This is a genomic window from Vibrio floridensis (assembly GCF_021852965.1).
Taxonomy (GTDB): domain Bacteria; phylum Pseudomonadota; class Gammaproteobacteria; order Enterobacterales; family Vibrionaceae; genus Vibrio; species Vibrio floridensis.
The window spans coordinates 73,556-92,516 of sequence record NZ_JAKGCY010000007.1 but is presented as its reverse complement, the minus strand read 5'-3'; the positions used below and the strand labels follow the sequence as shown (position 1 = coordinate 92,516).

General features: G+C 45.7%; 20 protein-coding genes. 5 read left to right on the top strand and 15 right to left on the bottom strand.

Annotated elements, in window-relative coordinates:
* Positions 1 to 5 precede the first annotated feature (5 nt).
* The 12 genes from flgK to LZU85_RS12535 form a co-directional block, all read right to left on the bottom strand.
* Complete coding sequence (flgK, locus tag LZU85_RS12590; protein WP_176298650.1) at positions 6 to 1,922, bottom strand: flagellar hook-associated protein FlgK; 1,917 nt, start codon at positions 1,920 to 1,922, stop codon at positions 6 to 8.
* Between the two features lie 157 nt (positions 1,923 to 2,079).
* The gene (gene flgJ / locus LZU85_RS12585) at positions 2,080 to 3,000 is read right to left on the bottom strand and encodes a flagellar assembly peptidoglycan hydrolase FlgJ (protein ID WP_176298651.1); all 921 of its coding nucleotides are present in this window, start codon (positions 2,998 to 3,000) and stop codon (positions 2,080 to 2,082) included.
* Between the two features lie 16 nt (positions 3,001 to 3,016).
* Complete coding sequence (locus LZU85_RS12580) at positions 3,017 to 4,108, bottom strand: flagellar basal body P-ring protein FlgI (RefSeq protein WP_011078334.1); 1,092 nt, start codon at positions 4,106 to 4,108, stop codon at positions 3,017 to 3,019.
* A gap of 59 nt (positions 4,109 to 4,167) precedes the next feature.
* A complete protein-coding gene (gene flgH / locus LZU85_RS12575) occupies positions 4,168 to 4,947 on the bottom strand; it encodes a flagellar basal body L-ring protein FlgH (protein WP_237287205.1) in 780 nt (259 codons plus the stop codon).
* Between the two features lie 37 nt (positions 4,948 to 4,984).
* Complete coding sequence (gene flgG / locus LZU85_RS12570) at positions 4,985 to 5,773, bottom strand: flagellar basal-body rod protein FlgG (RefSeq protein ID WP_176298653.1); 789 nt, start codon at positions 5,771 to 5,773, stop codon at positions 4,985 to 4,987.
* A 21-nt stretch (positions 5,774 to 5,794) separates the two neighbouring features.
* A complete protein-coding gene (flgF, locus tag LZU85_RS12565; protein ID WP_011078337.1) occupies positions 5,795 to 6,544 on the bottom strand; it encodes a flagellar basal-body rod protein FlgF in 750 nt (249 codons plus the stop codon).
* Between the two features lie 241 nt (positions 6,545 to 6,785).
* Positions 6,786 to 8,090, bottom strand: coding sequence for a flagellar hook protein FlgE (gene flgE / locus LZU85_RS12560; protein ID WP_176298654.1), 1,305 nt, complete (start codon positions 8,088 to 8,090; stop codon positions 6,786 to 6,788).
* A 30-nt stretch (positions 8,091 to 8,120) separates the two neighbouring features.
* Positions 8,121 to 8,828: a flagellar hook assembly protein FlgD gene (flgD, locus tag LZU85_RS12555; RefSeq protein WP_176298655.1), complete on the bottom strand. Its 708-nt coding sequence runs from the start codon at positions 8,826 to 8,828 to the stop codon at positions 8,121 to 8,123.
* A 17-nt stretch (positions 8,829 to 8,845) separates the two neighbouring features.
* Entirely contained in the window at positions 8,846 to 9,262 is a 417-nt protein-coding gene (flgC, locus tag LZU85_RS12550) for a flagellar basal body rod protein FlgC (RefSeq protein WP_011078340.1), read from the bottom strand.
* A gap of 4 nt (positions 9,263 to 9,266) precedes the next feature.
* Positions 9,267 to 9,662 (bottom strand): flagellar basal body rod protein FlgB, encoded by a 396-nt coding sequence (gene flgB / locus LZU85_RS12545; protein WP_176298656.1) that lies wholly within the window; start codon positions 9,660 to 9,662, stop codon positions 9,267 to 9,269.
* Positions 9,663 to 10,064: 402 nt separating this feature from the next.
* Entirely contained in the window at positions 10,065 to 10,892 is an 828-nt protein-coding gene (locus LZU85_RS12540; RefSeq protein WP_011078342.1) for a protein-glutamate O-methyltransferase, read from the bottom strand.
* 16 nt (positions 10,893 to 10,908) lie between these two features.
* Complete coding sequence (locus tag LZU85_RS12535) at positions 10,909 to 11,835, bottom strand: chemotaxis protein (RefSeq protein ID WP_176298657.1); 927 nt, start codon at positions 11,833 to 11,835, stop codon at positions 10,909 to 10,911.
* A gap of 75 nt (positions 11,836 to 11,910) precedes the next feature.
* On the opposite strand from LZU85_RS12535, the gene flgA reads away from it, so the two are divergent.
* The 3 genes from flgA to LZU85_RS12520 all read left to right on the top strand — a co-directional run bounded on the left by flgA (position 11,911) and on the right by LZU85_RS12520 (position 13,569).
* Entirely contained in the window at positions 11,911 to 12,657 is a 747-nt protein-coding gene (gene flgA, locus LZU85_RS12530) for a flagellar basal body P-ring formation chaperone FlgA (RefSeq protein ID WP_176298658.1), read from the top strand.
* A gap of 145 nt (positions 12,658 to 12,802) precedes the next feature.
* Positions 12,803 to 13,126, top strand: coding sequence for a flagellar biosynthesis anti-sigma factor FlgM (flgM, locus tag LZU85_RS12525; RefSeq protein WP_176298659.1), 324 nt, complete (start codon positions 12,803 to 12,805; stop codon positions 13,124 to 13,126).
* 17 nt (positions 13,127 to 13,143) lie between these two features.
* On the top strand, positions 13,144 to 13,569 hold the full coding sequence (locus LZU85_RS12520; RefSeq protein ID WP_237287204.1) for a flagella synthesis protein FlgN: 426 nt from the start codon (positions 13,144 to 13,146) through the stop codon (positions 13,567 to 13,569).
* 189 nt (positions 13,570 to 13,758) lie between these two features.
* On the opposite strand, the gene flgP is transcribed toward LZU85_RS12520, so the two are convergent.
* A complete protein-coding gene (gene flgP, locus LZU85_RS12515) occupies positions 13,759 to 14,190 on the bottom strand; it encodes a flagellar assembly lipoprotein FlgP (RefSeq protein WP_176298661.1) in 432 nt (143 codons plus the stop codon).
* An 8-nt stretch (positions 14,191 to 14,198) separates the two neighbouring features.
* Entirely contained in the window at positions 14,199 to 14,834 is a 636-nt protein-coding gene (locus LZU85_RS12510; RefSeq protein WP_011078348.1) for a FlgO family outer membrane protein, read from the bottom strand.
* A gap of 173 nt (positions 14,835 to 15,007) precedes the next feature.
* On the opposite strand from LZU85_RS12510, the gene LZU85_RS12505 reads away from it, so the two are divergent.
* Positions 15,008 to 16,138, top strand: a complete 1,131-nt coding sequence (locus tag LZU85_RS12505) for a flagellar assembly protein FlgT (protein ID WP_237287203.1) — start codon at positions 15,008 to 15,010, stop codon at positions 16,136 to 16,138.
* Between the two features lie 61 nt (positions 16,139 to 16,199).
* On the opposite strand, the gene LZU85_RS12500 is transcribed toward LZU85_RS12505, so the two are convergent.
* Positions 16,200 to 17,393 (bottom strand): DUF2066 domain-containing protein, encoded by a 1,194-nt coding sequence (locus LZU85_RS12500; protein ID WP_237287202.1) that lies wholly within the window; start codon positions 17,391 to 17,393, stop codon positions 16,200 to 16,202.
* Between the two features lie 239 nt (positions 17,394 to 17,632).
* Here LZU85_RS12500 and LZU85_RS12495 point away from each other — a divergent pair, with 239 nt between their 5' ends.
* The gene (locus LZU85_RS12495) at positions 17,633 to 18,886 is read left to right on the top strand and encodes a uracil-xanthine permease family protein (protein ID WP_237287201.1); all 1,254 of its coding nucleotides are present in this window, start codon (positions 17,633 to 17,635) and stop codon (positions 18,884 to 18,886) included.
* Positions 18,887 to 18,961 lie beyond the last annotated feature (75 nt).

Sequence of the window (18,961 nt, the reverse complement as noted above, 5' to 3'; positions counted from 1 at the left end):
TCCCTCTATCTCAATTGCAAAATGGTGTTAAAGGTGTCATTGGCCGCCTGCATAATGCGTGATGAGGCCATATAAGCTTGCTGGAACCGCATCATGTTTGCCGCCTCTTCATCGAGGTTTACCCCAGCGATTGAAGCCATTCGTTCTTGTGCTGCTTGGTTTTCATGCTGCGCAATATTGGCTAACCGTGTTGCAGTAGAGTTGCGCAAACCGACGTTCGTATTGAGATTATGGTAGACATCGATGATAGTCGATTGATTACCATCCATCTTTTTATCCAATTGAATTTGCTGCATTTTACGCAAATTTCCGTTATCACCTTCAGACGGAACTAGGTTGGCGGTAAACTTGTCGTTTGCCCACGCTCCCGCGGTCAGTTCAAAAACAGTCTCTTTACCCTCTTTGTAACTGGGATGCGATGATGACAAGGTCACTGAAACCGGCCCTTTGGGTGGATAAGGCTCCGGGCTTCGTACCACGTTGCCTTTAGTGTCAATCACAGCAAACTGGTCGCCTTGAGGTGACACTATCACTTCAAACTCACGCAAGTCACCCGCCGCTAAGATGTTAAATTGAGCGGTTCCTTGGGCAAAACTGGTTGACGCTTCATAACTTTGTGCGGCAATCATACTCGCATCATTTGTTGCCACTTGCATTTGACCTGCCGAGTTGCGCGTTGGGCGCAATAAGATTTTTTCGCCCGCTTTGGGCTCATTTCTTACTTCAACACGCATGCCATCCATGTAAAACGCAGACTTAGCTGAATCTAAAGAGACGGAGACTGTTTCGCCTGATGGTTTGGTCACTGTATAGTTGCTGCCATCGTAACGAAGCGCATATTCACCACCTTTAAGTGACGCCAAATCGTTAATAAAAACGGCCACTTCGGCTTGCGAATCTGGGGCCGCCACCGCTCTTGATTTGGCGATCACCTCGGCATTGACATCGGTAAAAATCAAACCACCAATATTGCCTCGCAAATCCAACCCTTGTTTTTGCAGTTTGTTCACTTCATCAGAAAATCCGGCTGCCATGCGGCCAAGTTCATCCATCACATGGGGAATTTGGTTGTCACGCATGTCAAGCATTGCGCCAAGTTTGCCATCTAGACCAACGCTTTTAATCGGTTTTAATGACTTTCCTTCGTAGATAGCTAAGCGACGTTGATGAACATCTGGGTAGCCATCAATCATCTTAAGTTGGCTTGCTTCTGTACCTGAGACGAGCGTGTGACCATTGCCGATGTGCACGTTAAAACCTTCTGCGTTTTTTCGCGGAGTCACGGTCACTTTCGTGTATTCAGAAAGCTCTTTAACCAACTTTTCGTGTTGGTCCATCAAGTCATTGTGAGGACCAGGGGTGCGCATCATCAATCGATGGATATCACGAATTTCAACCGCAATCTGGTTGATACGCTCAATACCCATATCGAGTTTTTTGTTAGTGACATCGTATTGCTGGCGAATGGTCTCGTGAAATCCATTGATGGTTTCACTGATGATTCGCGCTTTTTCTAACAGTACTTTTCGCGCACCAATATCGTTCGGGCTATCGGCTAATGTTTTTAGTGCATCGAACCATTCATTAAGATTTTCAGGGATTTTTTTCGACGCCACAGAAGAAAGCATGCTTGAAAGCATTTCTAAGTTCGCTTCGACATCCCCTTTGTTGGCAAAGTTGGTGGTGGAAAGATTAAGCTCATTAACGGCAAATTGGTCCCAAGAGCGGCGAACATTTTCCACATGCACGCCCATGCCGTAGGTAGAACCACCAAATTGACGGGGATCATTGGTCGCTTGAATGACCGACTGACGGCTATAACCTTCTGTATTTACATTAGAAATGTTATGACCGGTAGTATTTAATTGTCTCTGAGCTGTCAGTACGCTCTGAGTACCTACATTCAGAAGATCCGACGCCATAATGCCCCCAAAAACTCAATCAAATCAGTGAAAACTGATCACCTGACGGTAAAAATGCAAAAGATATGCCAACAAAAAGACATAACTGATATAGAAAGGATTTGAGGGTCAAGAAAGGGTGAAAAAACGGCCTACTTTTTAGTAGACCGCTGGGAGATTACATGTTGTCAATACGTTGCTGCACTTTGAGCACTTTGTCAGCGTATTCGGGGTCCGTCGCATAACCTGCACGATGAATACCGCGAATAAAGCTTTCAGAATCGCCATTGTGCTGAAGTGCCGTCTGATAACGCGGATTGTTATTTAAAAACGCCACGTAATCATTAAAGCTATCAGCAAACGAATCGTATGAACGAAACGCTGCCGTTTCTTTCACTGGCGTATTATCGTGGAACTCTAAAGTTTGCGTGGTGACTTTGTCACCCGCCCAACTACGATCCGCTTTGATGTTGAAGAGGTTATTGCTGCTGCCGCGAGCATTTTTTACCACTTTCTGCCCCCAGCCGGTTTCCAAGGCCGCTTGTGCGAGCAATAGAGAAGGTTCAACACCTAAGGATTTTGCCGCCCTTTCGGCGTAAGGTTTCATCGAACTGATGAACGACTCTGGTGAATCAAACCTTGCCTTGTCACTGCGAGCGAGCTGGCCAGATTCAATTAGGCGCTGCTCGGTTTCTCGGGCTTTCGAGCGATTGATTGGCATACGTTGTGGCGCTTCTTGTCCCGCTTCACGTATCGCCAACTCATTTTTGTCGATGCCTTTTCCACTGCTTAACTGCGCCACAATCATGTCTGCTAAGCCAAGTGAACCGGAAGAACTGAGCTCACTGGCCATCTGTTCATCCAACATTTGGCGATAGAACAGCTGGTTTTGGCTGTTCATCAAATCCGATTCAAAACCACTATTGGCTTCGCGCATCGATTTAAACAACATGGAAGTAAAAATCGACTCAAACTGTTTTGCCGCCGCCTCTAGCGCTTTTTGTTCACCGCCATCTTTGTCGTTCACGGCTTGCTGACGTAGCTTATCAAGATTGCTAATGTCGTGAATAAAGCCGATGTCGTTTGGATTGTTAATCATATTGCCTCCAAACCGATCAGATGATGATCAGTTGTCCCTCGATGGCACCCGCTTGTTTAAGCGCTTGTAGAATGGCCATCAAGTCTGACGGTGCAGCACCGACTTGGTTAACCGCGCGAACAAGATCGTCCAAGGTTAAACCCGGCTCAAATTTGAACATTTTGCCTTGTTCTTCGGTCACTGAAATATCTGAATTGGGAACAACGACGGTTTCACCACCAGAGAAGCCATTCGGCTGACTCACACTCAAGTTTTCTTTAATCGCAACCGTCATGCCACCATGAGTCACGGCCGCAGGTTTTAATCGAACATGTTTACCGACAACAATGGTGCCCGTACGTGAGTTAACGATGATTTTGGCCGCGCCGTCTGCTGGATCAAACTCGAGGTTTTCAATGGCAGAAAGGAAAGCGACACGTTGACTGATATCGCGGGGCGCTCGTACACGTACCGAAGTCGCGTCGACCGCAGAAGCCATTTGAGGACCAAGGAAATTGTTGACGGCATCGGCCATGCGTTGTGCGGTGGTGAAATCAGATTCAAGTAGGTTGAATGTAATGAAGTCGCCACGGCCAAATGGGGTTGGCACTTCACGCTCAACCATGGCACCGCTAGAGATAATACCGACGGTTGGGTTATTGCCGACGATTTTAGAGCCATCCGCCCCTTCTGCGCTAAAACCGCTCACTACTAAGTTGCCTTGTGCCACGGCATAAACTTGCCCATCCAAACCTTTCAAGAAGGTTTGCAGCAAGGTACCGCCACGTAAGCTCTTGGCACTGCCAATAGAGGAGACCGTCACATCAATCTGTTGACCGGGTTTAGAAAAAGGAGGAAGTTCTGCCGTTACCATTACAGCGGCCACGTTTTTGATTTTTGGCTTGGTTCCCGCAGGCAACTGAATGCCGAAGTTTTGTAGCATTGCGGCAAAACTCTGCTCGGTAAACGGTGTGGATTCACCCGTTCCAGGTAAACCAGAGACAAGGCCGTAACCTACCAATTGGTTGCTTCTTACCCCTGCCACCTGAGCAACATCTTTAATACGCGCCGCATAGGCCGAGGTCATCGGCAATACAAAACATAACAACAGTAGGGTGAACTTTTTCATCTTAACTTACCTTTCTCTAGTGCAGGATCAAGCCGTCAAATTACCATCGGCTTTGCCGCTTATAGAGAGACATTAAAGAATCGTGCCAAGAATCCAGGCTCTTGCATATCTTGTTGTGTTCCGGTACCAGAATATTGAATTCTTGCGTTGGAAACGCGATTTGACGCAATAGTGTTGTCGAAGCTAATGTCGTCTGGACGAATTGTTCCACTGAGGCGAATGTACTCATCACCCGTATTCAGCGTCAGCCACTTCTCACCACGAATCACGAGGTTGCCATTGGCCAATACTTCGATCACTTCTACGGTGATGTAACCGCTGATGCTGTTGCTCTGTTTTGCCGACGCATCGCCAGTGAAACTGTTGGAGTTACTTAGATTGTAAGAGAAGTTGTACTTATCCCCGATTTTCAACTCTTGTCCACCAACCTCCAGTGGATCCATATTTGAATCGTTGCTTTTCGACAGATCCGCATTGGCACTTTTCGAAGCATTGGTCTTTTCATCCAAAGTGACGGTAATGATGTCGCCGACGCCGCGAGGCTTCGAGTCATCATAAAGATTCGACAAATGATTCACGCTAAATAGAGAGCCCGTTTCGGCGGCATAGTGCTCTGAGGTTTGCTTCGGATGAATCGGAGCCCATGCAGGATCGCCCGCCACAGGGTCACTACGTCCACGTAAGGTATCAACAATGCCTGAACTTTCACTTTTCGATTTGTCGCCTTCTACCGCATCAACAACGGTAGTGGCGTTCACCACTTCAGACGTTTCGATCGGCTCAAGCATGGTACAGCCACTCATGATAGTGACTAAAACAATCAGACTTATGCGTTTCATGGCGATCTTCTCTCCTACTCGTTTAGCTAACTAGCGCTTAAAGCTGCTGGTTAACAAAACTCATCATCTTATCGACCGATGAGATGACTTTTGAATTCATTTCGTAAACGCGTTGCGCTTCGATCATGTTGACCAATTCTTCCGTTACGTTCACGTTGGATGTTTCTAGCATGGATTGGCGCACTTCACCCAAGCCATCAAGGCCAGGCACCCCTTCTTGTGGGTCACCACTCGCCCCTGTCGGCAAGTAGAGGTTCTGACCAATGGGCTCTAGGCCACCCGGGTTAACAAAGTCGGTAATGGTGATCTGTCCAACCACTTGGTTATTCTGCTGGCCACGAACACGCACAGAGACTTCACCGTCAGTACCGACAGTAATGGAAATGGCGTCTTCAGGGATCACAATTTCAGGTTCTAACGGATAACCCGAACCGGATGTGACCACGACACCTTCACCGTTCAATGTGAACTGACCATTACGGGTGTAACCAATGTTGCCATCGGGCATGGTGATTTGGAAAAAGCCATCCCCTTCGACCATCAGATCCAACGCATTGGTGGTGGTTTGGGCGTTACCATGTGTATGCACTTTTTGCGTTGCGACCACTTTTGAACCCGCACCTAACATCAAACCACTGGGCAGTTGCGTATTCTGAGAAGATTGACCACCAGGTTGGTTAATATTTTGGTAAAACAGATCTTCAAATACCGCACGACCCTTTTTAAAACCGATGGTTGAGGCGTTCGCTAGGTTGTTTGAAATTGTCGCGATATTGGTTTGCTGAGCGTCTAAGCCCGTTTTACTTACCCATAGTGCCGGATGCATAATCTGTGACCTCTAATTCTGTTAGCTCATACGAAGCAGAGAATCAGACGACTTGTCCATCTCTTCTGCTGTGCTCATCATTTTTACCTGCATCTCAAACTGACGTTGCAGGTCAATCAGAGCCGTCATTTCACCAACAGCATTCACGTTGCTGCCCTCAATGGCACCTGTCATGATTTGCACCGTTGGATCCGCTTCGTACGGCTGATTGGGTTCTTTGTGGCGGAACAGGCCATTGGTGTCTTTAAACAAGGCACTGTCATTGGTCTTGACCAGCTTAATACGATCGATTTCTTCCATCTCTTCCGCTGGCGCTCCTTGAGGTAAGACCGAGATCGTGCCGTCACGGCCGATTTCAATTTTGCTCACAGGAAGAGGAATGGTAATGGGTGCACCACCTTCCCCAAGGACCAAATGTCCACTGGCATTGCTCAGTAGTCCATTTTGATCGACTTTCAGATTACCGTTACGGGTTAACCCTTCTTTGCCTAGTTTATCCATCACCCCAATCCAACCATTTCCCTCAATCGTAATATCGAGGTCACGGCCTGTGGTGATCACACTGCCTTGAGCAAAATTATGTCCAGGACGCTCTGTCATGCTGAAAACTCGAGTAGGTAGCCCGTCACCGTACGCTTGCATTGAACGAGCTTGTGCTAAATCTGCACGAAACCCGGTTGTGCTCACGTTGGCTAGGTTGTTCGCTCGTAGTTGCAGTGCCTGCATATTCTGCTTGGCACCACTCATAGCAAGAAAGAGTGCACGATCCATAATCCGCTCCAAAAATCTTAATCTAAGACCTTAAAAGCAAGCATCATGCCAATTTATTTTATTCAATAAATTCAAATACATAGAAGAATAACTACGAGAGAGGCAATCAGAGAGAGGCAAACCATCGGTAGAAACGATGCCGATCGGCAGTCAAAGAGGCAAAGTATGATAGATGTGAATAATGCTTAGCCTGAATGAGGTTGTTCAGGCTAAGCACCAGATGAATGTCATGTAAAAACGATTAACGAATCTGCAGGATGTTCTGTTGTAGCTGGTTGTGAACTTCTAGCGCACGAGAGTTTGCTTGGAAGTTACGCTGAGCAGAAATCAGATCCACCAGCTCTTGAGTCATATCGATATTCGACTGCTCAAGCGCACCGCTGGAAACCGTACCAAATGAACCTTTGTTTGATTCACCCCAGATTTTATCGCCTGAGTTATTGGTTGAGTTCCACTGCGTACCACCTTTCTTATCCAAACCTTGCTCATTTGGAACACGTACCAAGGCAACACGACCTAGAGTCACGTTTTCACCGTTAGAGTATGTACCGTAAACACTGCCGTTTTCGTCGATATCAACTTTGGTCAAGAAACCCGTGGTTGCACCATCTTCATCGAACTTTGTCAGTTCAAACGGCGCGGCAAACTGGGTTGATGAGTTTAAATCAAACGCGATGGTTTGCGTTGGATCGCCACCATTCATATCAATCGGCACAGCACCAGCACCAAGCGGATCAGAAATGATCGGTTGACCATTGTTGAGGCTCGCCAATGTACCATCATTATTGAACTTAACGGTGTGACCAATATGACCTGTCGCATTGGTTGCATCACCACCAGCAATATTGAGCGGTTTTTCACCTTGGCTATCGGTTACTGTGTAGTACGTCTGCCAAGTATTGGGTTGAGTCTGATCTTTCAAATAGTAAGTGGTTAATTTGTAAGATTGACCCATTGAGTCATAAATCGTCGAAGAAGTAGAACGGTTATAAGTATCTGGATCTTGGAAATCAAATGCCTGTGGATCTTTTAGCGCACCACTGGCAGGTAGGTTAACACCCACCGTAACGTTAGAAGTCTGTTTTGGTTTACCGAATTCCGCTGGGATATTCAGTGGCTGAGGCTCATAAGACGCCACATCACCACTTAATGGATCCACTTGGTAACCCAGTAGGTATTCATCATTCGCCGTCACCATGTAGTTGTCTTTGCTTAAATGAAACGCACCGTTACGAGTTAACTCGTTTTGGTTTGGTACCATACGGTCTTTCGCTACGGCAAAGAAACCTGTACCGCTAATGCGCAAATCCATAGGGTTGTTAGTGTAAATGCTTGAACCTTCGTGGAACTGTTGTGCCACTTGGTTTGCTTGTACACCACCGCCCGGAGTGGTTTTCGCATTGGTGAACAGTGAATTTGAGTAGACATCACCAAACTCCGCACGCGACTCTTTAAAGCCGTAGGTATTGGCGTTGGCAATATTGTTACTCGTGGTGTTCAGATCTAACTGAGCCGCGGATAAACCGCTTAAAGATACATATGACATTCCAAAATCTCCTGAATCTAGCTAGCGTAATTACGCTTTGCCAACTTCTAGTACTTCAGCAAGTCGAACTGGCGATTCAAAGCCAGCCAGATTGAGCAGTACGTTACCATCACCTTTACCTAGCAATACGCTGTTTACGTTGGCGTAAGTGGATACTGGAAAATCAGTAGCCTGACCATCCAACAAACCTGATGCCTTCACTTTGTATTTGCCAGCCGGCAATGGATTACCGTTTTCATCTTTACCGTCCCACTCCACGCGGTTGTCTCCCGCAGGCTTCGCTCCTACCTCAAAAGAACGAATGAGCTGGCCAATCTCATTTTCCACTCGCACAATCACGTTATCCATGGCTTGTGGCAGTTTGACCATTGCAGGCATGCCTGCATTTTCCTGCTTCATCCCAGCCGCTCCGGGAACCAAAACATCACGTCCAACAAGAGATGAAGCTTGTAATGCTTGGTTTGATGTCATCGATGAGTTGAGGCTCTCAAACTGAGAGTTCATCTTGCCGATACCATCAACGGTCGCAAATGACGCCATTTGCGCAATCATCTGGTCGTTACTCACCGGCTTAAAAGGATCCTGTTGAGCAAGTTGCTTGGTCAACAACGATAAAAAGTCTTCTTGTTTAAGCTCTTGTTTACCTGTTGTTTCAGTCGGCTTTTTACTCTCTTGCAAACTTTTAAGCTGGTCGATATAGGACAAGCCGCTTTGACCAACGTTATTAATTCCGGCCATACGCTACCTCCTTATCCTTATTGACCCATCTGCAGCGTACGCAGCAGCATTTGTTTACTAGCATCTGCAACTTGAACGTTTGTTTGGTACGCTCGTGAAGCAGAAATCATGTTGGCCATCTCTTCCATCACATTGACATTAGGCTTGTAGATATAGCCTTCATCGTTTGCGAGTGGGTGCTCTGGGTTGTATTCCGCGCTCAACGGCTTATCGCTTTCCACAATGCCTAGTACTTTCACAGGAACCGTGTCCCCGCGGTTGTACATGGCATTACTTAACTCAGCACCAAACACCGCGTGACGGGCTTTGTATGTGTCTTTAGCAGAGCTGCTGACACTATCCGCGTTGGCTAAGTTGCTCGAAGTGGTATTTAGACGAACAGATTCAGCACTCATTGCAGAACCAGTCACATTGAACACATTAAATAAGCTCATCTAATTAATCCCCTTTGATTGCTTTCGTTAAGTTCTTAAATTTGCTACCTAGAAAATCCAGTGATGCCTGATGACGGATTTGATTTTGCATAAAGAGGTTACGCTCTAAATCTAAATCCACCGTGTTGCCATCGCCGGTATCAGGTTGCGTTGGTAAACGATAAAGCTTCTCACCCATTACCGTTGTAGTGGCAGGAATGTGCCGACCATCCGTGCGGCTAAGACCAATGCTTGCCCCCGAACTTGCCGCCTGCAATTCCTTGGTAAAGTCTAGCCCTCTTGCCTTATAGCCAGGTGTGTTTGCTTGCGCAATGTTAGTAGAGATAACCTCTGCATTGCGTTCACGCACGCCCACCGTGTGTTGGTGGATACCTAGAGCCTTGTCAAAAGAGATAGCCATAACTTGCCTCTACAAAAAGAACTGACCGTTATTGGTTAAACAAAAGCAATTACTGTGCCAAAAGGCAAAAACAATCAAATTTGTTTAAAACCTACACTTCACTTGCAATAACCAAGCCATATCGAGAAGGAAATGTCATAAAGCTTCATCCATATAGCTGGTTTTAAAATTATACACCCAAACAGTCTGAAGACGCCTGTTTCGTGGAAGTGAACCAGAGAGCTCGAAGGAAAATGACAGAAGAGCTAAGAGGCTGAGGGAAACTAGGGACTAGGGACTAGGGACTAGGGACTAGGAAACTAGCAAACTAGCAAACTAGCAAACTAGCAAACTAGCAAACTAGATATAAAAAAACAGCTCGAGAATGTCGAGCTGTTTGAATTTTGTCTGTTGCTTTGCAAGTTACTTCAACTTGTAGATGATACCTGGATTACAACGAACCATTTCGAATCGGTCTGTCAATCCGGTTAGAGACTCTGATGCCCCTAACAGTAAGTAACCACCAGGGTTCAAACTGTTCGCCATCTGGTTCAGCACTTTTGATTTCATATCTGGTGAAAAGTAAATTAATACGTTTCGGCAGAAAATGATGTCAAACTTACCCAGTAACGCATAGCTATCCATCAAGTTTTGTGGCCTAAAATTCACCAAACGCTTTACGTTGTCTTTGACTTTCATGCGGCCATCACCTGCGTCTTCAAAGAAAGTGCGGCGACGCTCTGGTGACAAGCCTCGGCCTAGAGCAAGATTGTCGTACACTCCAGCACGACACATATCCAACATGCTGGCTGAGATATCCGTCGCGGTAATCGATACGCTGGTTAACATGCCGGGCTTGCGTTGTTGAGTCTCTAGCACCGTCATGGCCATCGAATAAGGCTCTTGACCTGACGAACTTGCTGCTGACCAAATTTTAATAGGTCGACGACTCGCCGCTACCTCAGGCAAAAGCTTTTCTGCCAACACGGTGAAAGGATAGGTATCACGAAACCATAAGGTTTCATTCGTTGTCATTGCATCGACTGCTGCCACTCGAAGTTCGCGATTGCGGCCTGTGACCACATCTCTTAACAAATCAGAGAGTGAAGCGAGTTTGAATTTGGTGACCAATGGGCTGAGACGGCTACGAACCAAATACTGCTTACTGTCACCCAACACGATACCGCACTGGGACTCTAGAAAACGGCTAAAGTCTCGATACTCTTGGTCACTGATTGTAATAGCAGTCATTAACGTCTCTTTATTATTAGTTTGTTAGTGCAGTTTTCACTGCATTACCCAATTCGTCTGGATTAAACTTCGCAATAAACGCATTCGCGCCGACTCGTTCCACCATAGCTTGGTTAAAAACACCACTCAAGGATGAATGCAAGATGACATACAAACCTTTCAGTTCGGCATGGCGACGAATTTCCGCGGTTAAAGTATAACCGTCCATTTCAGGCATTTCGATATCCGAAATCACAAGAGAAATTTGATCTTTAATTGGACCCTCCGCGGCCATTTCAAGCAACTTCTCATAAGCTTCTTTGCCATCTTTTACCGCGACGCATTCAAAACCGATATTGGTAATGGCGCGCTCTACCTGTTTACGAGCCACGGTCGAGTCATCGGCGATTAAGATACGACGTACAATCGCTTTTTCAGTTTCTACTTTGGCAATTTCTTCACCAATCGAAGAATCCATCGTTTCATCCACTGGCGCGATTTCAGCCAAAATTTTCTCAACGTCAAGAATTTCGACCAACTCATTGTCGATATTAGTCACAGCCGTTAAGTAGTTGGCCTTGCCTGCACCCTGTGGTGGTGGAAGAATCGCTTCCCAATGCATGTTGATGATGCGTTCAACAGAAGTCACCAAAAACGCTTGAATAGTGCGGTTGAACTCCGCAATAACGACAAAGCACTTGTCGATATCTTGAGTTGGACGTCCACCAATCGCTAGACTGAGATCAATCACTGAAACTGTATGGCCACGAATATGAGCCACACCTTTAACGAGTCGGTGCAGATTGGGCATTGAAGTAAGCTTTGGGCACTGTAATACTTCTTTTACTTTAAATACGTTAATACCATAACGTTGTCGGCCCATTAAACGAAAGGTTAGCAACTCCAGTCTATTTTGACCAACGAGTTGCGTCCGTTGATTCACGGAATCAAGAATCCCCGTCATAAGCTCATCTCCATCTCAAACTTTTTGATTAAAAGTGATAATCTAATTACAGCTGCATAACACCAGAGAAACAGAATGGCGTATTCTAATACTTATTTATCTTCATTTACCATCTATAAGTGTAGAGCTTTCTATAAAAGTTACGCTAAGTCTATCGGCATTTTGCTAACTTTGTTTAGTTTTTTTGCGCATGGCGCGACAGAAAATCAAATAAAACAGATACAGTTAGCGGCAGAAGAACATCTTTTAGCCAATGTAGACACGCCACTAGGCGGCCACCTTAACGTAACGGCCGCTAATATAGATAGTAGAATAAAAGCGACTGATTGCCCGATTCCTTTGATCACAAGTTCAAATTCAACCAATAGCACGCGCAGTAACATAAACGTGTTAGTAGAGTGCCCTCCTGACGAGTGGCAAATTTATGTACCAGTGAGGCTATCTATTGCCGTCCCTTTAGTGACTGCAACACGCTCCTTAACTCGCGGTGAGATCATTGGATTTTCAGACGTCAGCATTAGCCTGATCGAACTCCAGCGATTTCGCAAAGACGGTTACTCTGAGGCAGAGCAAGTTATTGGCGCAAAAGTAAAACGTATTTTACGCCCCGGAGATGTGGTTGAAAGAGGGGATATCTGCGTTGTCTGTCGCAATGAAAAAGTGGTGATAAAAGCAACAAAGGATGGGATGACTATCACAACTCAAGGGACCTCTCTACAAGATGGTGCCGCTGGAGAGCAAGTGCGGGTGAAAAATGACAAGTCTCAGCGTATAATCGAAGGCATCGTGACTGGCATTGCTGAAGTCACGGTTTCGTTTTAACATAACGTTCATACTTTCACAGAGGATCGTCCTCCGTTTCGGCCCGAATCCTGCTAGAAAGAAATTGGAAATTTTTTCTAAAGTATTGTCCATGATGGTCGATACTGAGTGTACAAATCCCATACTGTGTAGGTAAGGTTTAAATATGGCAAGTATCGACAACATACGCTCAGGCCAAATGATGACGACGAATAGTCGTGGTCCTGCGCGTGCTGACTCAAATTCAGTATCAGATACCCGTGAAGCGAAAAAAAGCAACGTGGGTCAAGATGCCGTCTCTTTGAGTCAACAAAGTCGTGATATTGAACAGCTTCACCAAGAGATGGCAGCAAAACCTGCATTTGATGCAGCAAAAGTTGCCGCTATCAAGGAAGCGATCGCAAACGGTTCTTACCGTGTTGATCCTGAGAAGTTGGCAGATAACATGATGAAATTTGAAAATGAATTGGCTGACCGTGTAAAAGCGTAGAGTCGAGGTAGATAGTCATGGCTGCTTTGGTAGACTTAGTGAATTTTCAATTTGAAAACGCTAAAGCTCTTTCGATTGTGTTGGAAAAGGAAAGCAAAGTGATTGCTAGCCGCATTTCGTCAGATATCGAAAAAATTGCCAAAGAAAAAATGACACTCATTGGTCGTTTACAACAAACTGACCAGCGTATTGCCTCTCACCCGCATGTCAATCAACTTACCGAAGACTCTTATCTCAAAGAGACGGTCGCCAATATTCAGTCGATCATTCTCGACTGTCAACAGATCAACCAAATTAACGGTGAAGCGCTTACTCGCGCTCAATCTAGCTTCAACAAACTCAATAATATGCTGCAACACAGCCATGGGAAGATCGGCATGACCTACAATGCTGGTGGTAAAACGCATACCATTTCTACCCTAGGCACTAACATTAAAGCCTAGAGCTGCTTTTTCTTGCCCTTCTTTTTCAACTCATAGACTGACAAATTACTCAGCCTCCAAACTTGCTTTTATCGATAGCTTTCGTTTTGCGTGTCGACTCTACTTAAAAGAAAATCCACTGAAACATCCTATGGAACGCAAAAAGCGGCCAATGGCCGCCTTCTGAGATTATCTGGAATAGCTGGAGCATTAAAAGAGAGTTTGTTGACGTTTCTCTGGAATCTGCTGTACTTCACCATAGTCGCGTAATTTATCCATTTTTCGGATATCCAAACGCAACTCAGTGACATAGCTGTCACCCACTGGGTAACTACGTACCACTTCCGCACCACGAATCACACCATCAACGGCACCTGAGGTATTTTCCACGCCCAAACGCTGATCTTCCAAATGCGCTCTACCACTCACTCGCATACCATACACCTGCTCAGCAAGTTCACGATACGCATCGATTTTAGAGGCTCTCATCGCTCTCACGCGTCTCTCTTCGTCTGTTCGACCAGTTTGCTCACTAATGCTCGCGTAACCAACGGCCACTAACATATCATCTTGACGCATCTGTTGTAGAGGTTGGCATCCAACCATCAATAACATAGTGATGAGTACAATATAGTGCTTCATAACCCCTCCTATGGACGCAATATGACCGTATACGGTTGACGAATAGTTGGATCTGAACGAATAATGACGCCATCTTGAGTTCGAATACTGTTTAATGTGTCCAAGTCGCGACCAATGCGTTCAGCAGGCAAGAAACCTTGAGCAGACGCCACAACCACACGTGTTTGCATCCCCACCACTCGTGCATTCACTAACACACCGCCTTCTTGTCGTAACATAGTGCCCGTTAGAACATATTGAATCTCTTGTTCTTGTGCCAAATCTTTCCAATCTCGGCTCAACGCAAAATCGCCTTGCTGCGTCACTTGAATCGATCCTGTTGTTTTAAAGTCGACGACCTTAAAACCGCGACGTTGAAGCTGATAAATAAAGCCTTCAGACACAGAGTTGCCAAGCCAGTTGGTTGAATCCATATTTTGCAGATCAACAAACGAGGTCACCGCAATTGGCGTTCTTGCTGACACACTGGTATTGGATAGGATCAGATCTTCCGTCAGGCTCTCAACAAAGAAGTCCATCGTATGACGCGGGCTTTCCATTAGCATAAACTGGCTACCCGAGTACGGTTCTTTACCGTTGTATATCGGTGAGTAGGCGCATGAACTCAAAGCCATGACGGACGCTACAACAATCCATTTTTTCATGGGGTTAATCTCCAGATAATCTTAGATGTCCATTAAGACTGTTTTTGTTTTCCGACTGGTTTACAATCTTGGAACAGTCTTTGCTTTTGTATCTCTGCAACAAGTTAAAAGCGACATCTCTAATACAGCTAATAAATGCAAAGCAATATTTATACCCACTTGGGAAACCAACGATGAAAAAATTTACTTTTGGCTTACTTTCAACCACTTGGATGATATTAGCCCCGCTCTATGTTCAAGCCGCTTGGTACGAAGCGACGGGTGTTGCCACCATTGTGTCATCAGAAGAGGTGGCAAGAGTCCACGCATTGGAAGACGCTCTGTATAAAGCGGTAAACTTCTCTGGCGCAGACATCGGCAGCTTAAGCAATCTTCGCCCTTACTTGGAAGAAAGCCGTACGGAGTATCAATTTACCAACCATGAAGTGCGCTATATCTTGGTCGAATCTCAGCGTTCACGTGGCAACAAGGTCGAAGTTCGTGCCAGAATTGACATTTATCCATCGGCAACAGGTTGCCACGTAAGCCAATACAAAAAGACCATTTTGGTTGGCAACATTGATATCGCATCACCTCAACAAGCGGTGATGGGCCAGATATACAAAGTTGGCGACGATTTTAGCCATGTCATCAACCGCCAGTTTGACCAAGAATCTAGAAGCTTTGTCTCACTCGGTACAACCGATTACGAGATCGATAAACGCAGACCAGAGCGGATCAAGATGATTGCACAAGACACAGGTGCACAGTACATCATTGGTGGAGTCATTACTGATCTCACCGCAACAATCGAGTCAAAATTGCTTGCGGATGATGTGATTAACCGCCAGTTTGCTTTAGAAATGCAGGTCTACGATGGCAAAACGGGTAATGAAGTTTACGCACGAAGTTACCGTGAAGTGGCAAAATGGCCATTTGCAAAAACCAGCCAAATTGATACGCGCAGCGCGCGTTTTTGGGCGTCAACATATGGTGAAATGATGCTACGCGTTAGCCGCAACATTATGTTGGATATGGAATCAGAAGTTTCTTGTAAGATTACACTGCCTGAAGTTGTCGCGGTATTTGGTGATACCATTACGATGGATCTCGGTCGTGTTCATGGGGTAAAAGAAGGCGATCAATTACAACTTTGGCACACCGCATCATTTATTGATCAACATGGTTTGCCTCGTAATAAAGTGTCTCGAAGTGAAATCACGCTTACCGTGTCACGTGTCTACGAAAACGAAGCGGAACTCACCGTGAACCAAAACAACTTGGCGTCCAGCATTCAAATTGGCGACGTCATGCAAAAGCTGTAAAAAACTTATCAAACAGCAATACAAAAAAGCCGCTAAACTAAGCGGCTTTTCGTTTGATCAGTTATGCATTCCACTCAAAAACCAAGGCGTATTTTGGTTTTTCCTGTTCAATCCCTGCGGGGGCAATCTCCGTTTGCTCGTTGACAGAAGGCATGACCGGCTCAATCACATTGTCATCGACATTTTGATCTGATGTGACATTAACTGGTGTTGTTTTAACACTCGGTTCGTTTTCATTAAGTGGTGTTGACTCTGGTAACAACAGCGGATCATCAAACTTCGTCACTTTGGCATGTTTTACTACCTCTTGTTCAAACGCTTCTTTGGATGCGAGTAGATGAACACGAAGCAGCAACTCACTGCCTTTTATCTCTAACACATCAATGTTTGCCACCGAGTTTAATGACGTCATTGTTGCTTCCAATGTAAAAAAGTCTATTGCATTGTTCACATTCAGAAATTTGACAACGACCGATTCAGAAGACTCTCCTAACACCAAAACAGCACTTCGTTTGGCATAAAAATCCGCCACTGTATTAATGAGCTGCTCTGCAGCGTCAGCACCATTTTGCGTCCCACCGAGAGGTGCTACATTTGATTTCACCATGTTCGCTGGCGTTTGATCATATAAGTTCCAACGTAAAGTATTACCTTGAGCGCGGATGACAAGCACACCATCAACCGGGTAACGGCCACTCGCTAAGCTAATCGGCGCAACAAAACCACCCCATAAGTCAGACACTTCAATACCAGTAATATCATCAAAATCACCCACTGGAAAAGTCAGCGGTAAACCCCGATCGCGAGCGATAGCGCGTAGCTCATCAACGAGTTCAGTGCTGGAATGCTCCCAGGCAATTTTGCGGTCGTAGTTTTGTTCTTCGACGAGCCAAACTAACAAGTTGCTACGCTCTGCTGGCCAAAATGGCAGTTGCGCTTGAGTTAGCAACGAGCGAATTTGCGCGTCGTTGAACAGGAGTTTCAGAGACATGACGTCATTTTGCTTGCCGTAGCTCAACTGTGAAATATATCGTGAACTCGCCTGAAGCGCTTTGGTGACAACAGGGTTGCTTATCGCATCTTGGTATCCCGAAGCGCGGACTATCACCTGTTGCATCGCCTGCTGGCGGGCTAACTCTTCACCTTTCTCTTTGCTGCTGTCAATCGCCACTTCTGTCCGGTATATATCAACCTGAGTTAATGCATATGCGGGAAGCGATAAACACCCGACCATCAATAAAGCTAAATAGCGCATACATATCCTAACTTACTTATTTCGAAAGCCGATGATAAGCAACTCTCCCATCATGAGCAAGAAAACAGCATGTTTTTACGTGACTTCTAACATAACGGCATAGAAAGCGCTTATTTCGTTCAGCTCATCAATGAACTGACGCAATCCAGCAAAAATTTGATCAAAAATACTTAGCAAACGTTTGCAAGGTGATAGAATCCTGCAAATTTATTCGCATGATTATTAATAGGGAATCTTTTATGAAAAATGCTTTACAGGGCGCGCAGATGTTGTTTGTCGCATTCGGTGCATTGGTACTTGTACCCCTGCTTACCGGATTAGACCCTAACGTTGCTTTATTTGGCGCAGGTGTCGGCACCTTACTGTTTCAGGTGATCACAAAACGAAGCGTTCCTATTTTTCTTGCCTCCTCTTTCGCTTTTATCGCTCCAATCATGTTTGGCATTCAAACTTGGGGGATTGGCGCGACCATGGGCGGTTTAATGGCGGCAGGCTTCGTCTACATTGCCTTAGGTGCACTGATTAAAGTTCGCGGTGTTGAGTTCATCCACAAATTATTGCCACCTGTTGTAGTAGGCCCAGTGATCATTGTTATCGGTTTGGGCCTGGCTCCTGTTGCAGTCAACATGGCTCTAGGTAAAACCGGAGACGGTGCCATCCAGTTGATTGAAGGCAATGCCGCCTTGTGGATCTCCTCCGTTTCACTACTGGTCACCATTGCGATTAGTGTATTTGCTAAAGGTTTCCTAAAGTTACTGCCCATTTGCGGTGGTATTTTCGCTGGTTACGCGATGAGTTTAGCGTTTGGTGTGGTCGACTTTACTCCCGTTGCGCAAGCGGCTTGGCTTGCGTTGCCAAATTTCACCGCACCTGAATTTAATATCAATGCCATTTTATTTATGATCCCTGTGGCAATTGCCCCTGCGGTTGAGCACGTAGGTGATATGTTGGCGATCTCAAACGTAACAGGCAAAAAATACCTGAAGAAACCAGGGCTTCACCGTACGATCACAGGAGATGGGGTCGCAACGATTGCCGCTTCTATGGTCGGCGCGCCACCAAACACGACCTACAGCGAAGTGACTGGCGCGGTGATGCTTACCAAAGCTTATAACCCTGTCATCATGACTTGGGCTGCGGTGACGGCCATCGTATTGGCTTTGGTTGGAAAACTGGGCGCACTATTACAAACGGTACCAGTACCGGTTATGGGCGGAATCATGATTTTGCTTTTTGGCTCTATCGCTACCGTTGGTCTAAACACTCTGATCAAAAATCACGTTGATCTGCATAAATCTCGTAATCTTGTCATCGTAGCGGTCACACTGGTATTTGGTATTGGTGGAATGGCTTTTGGTATTGGTGAGTTCAGCCTACAAGGCGTCAGTCTATGCGGTATCGTCGCGATCGTTTTAAACCTTATCCTTCCACATGAGATGGGCGAAAACCACGTAGTGGATAATGCTCAAATGGAAGAAGAAGTACAAAACTAGATTAGTAAAACGTGTAAACGTTCTTCGTTACATCACAAATTCGTTCGTTCCAAAACAAAAAATCCCAAACTATGT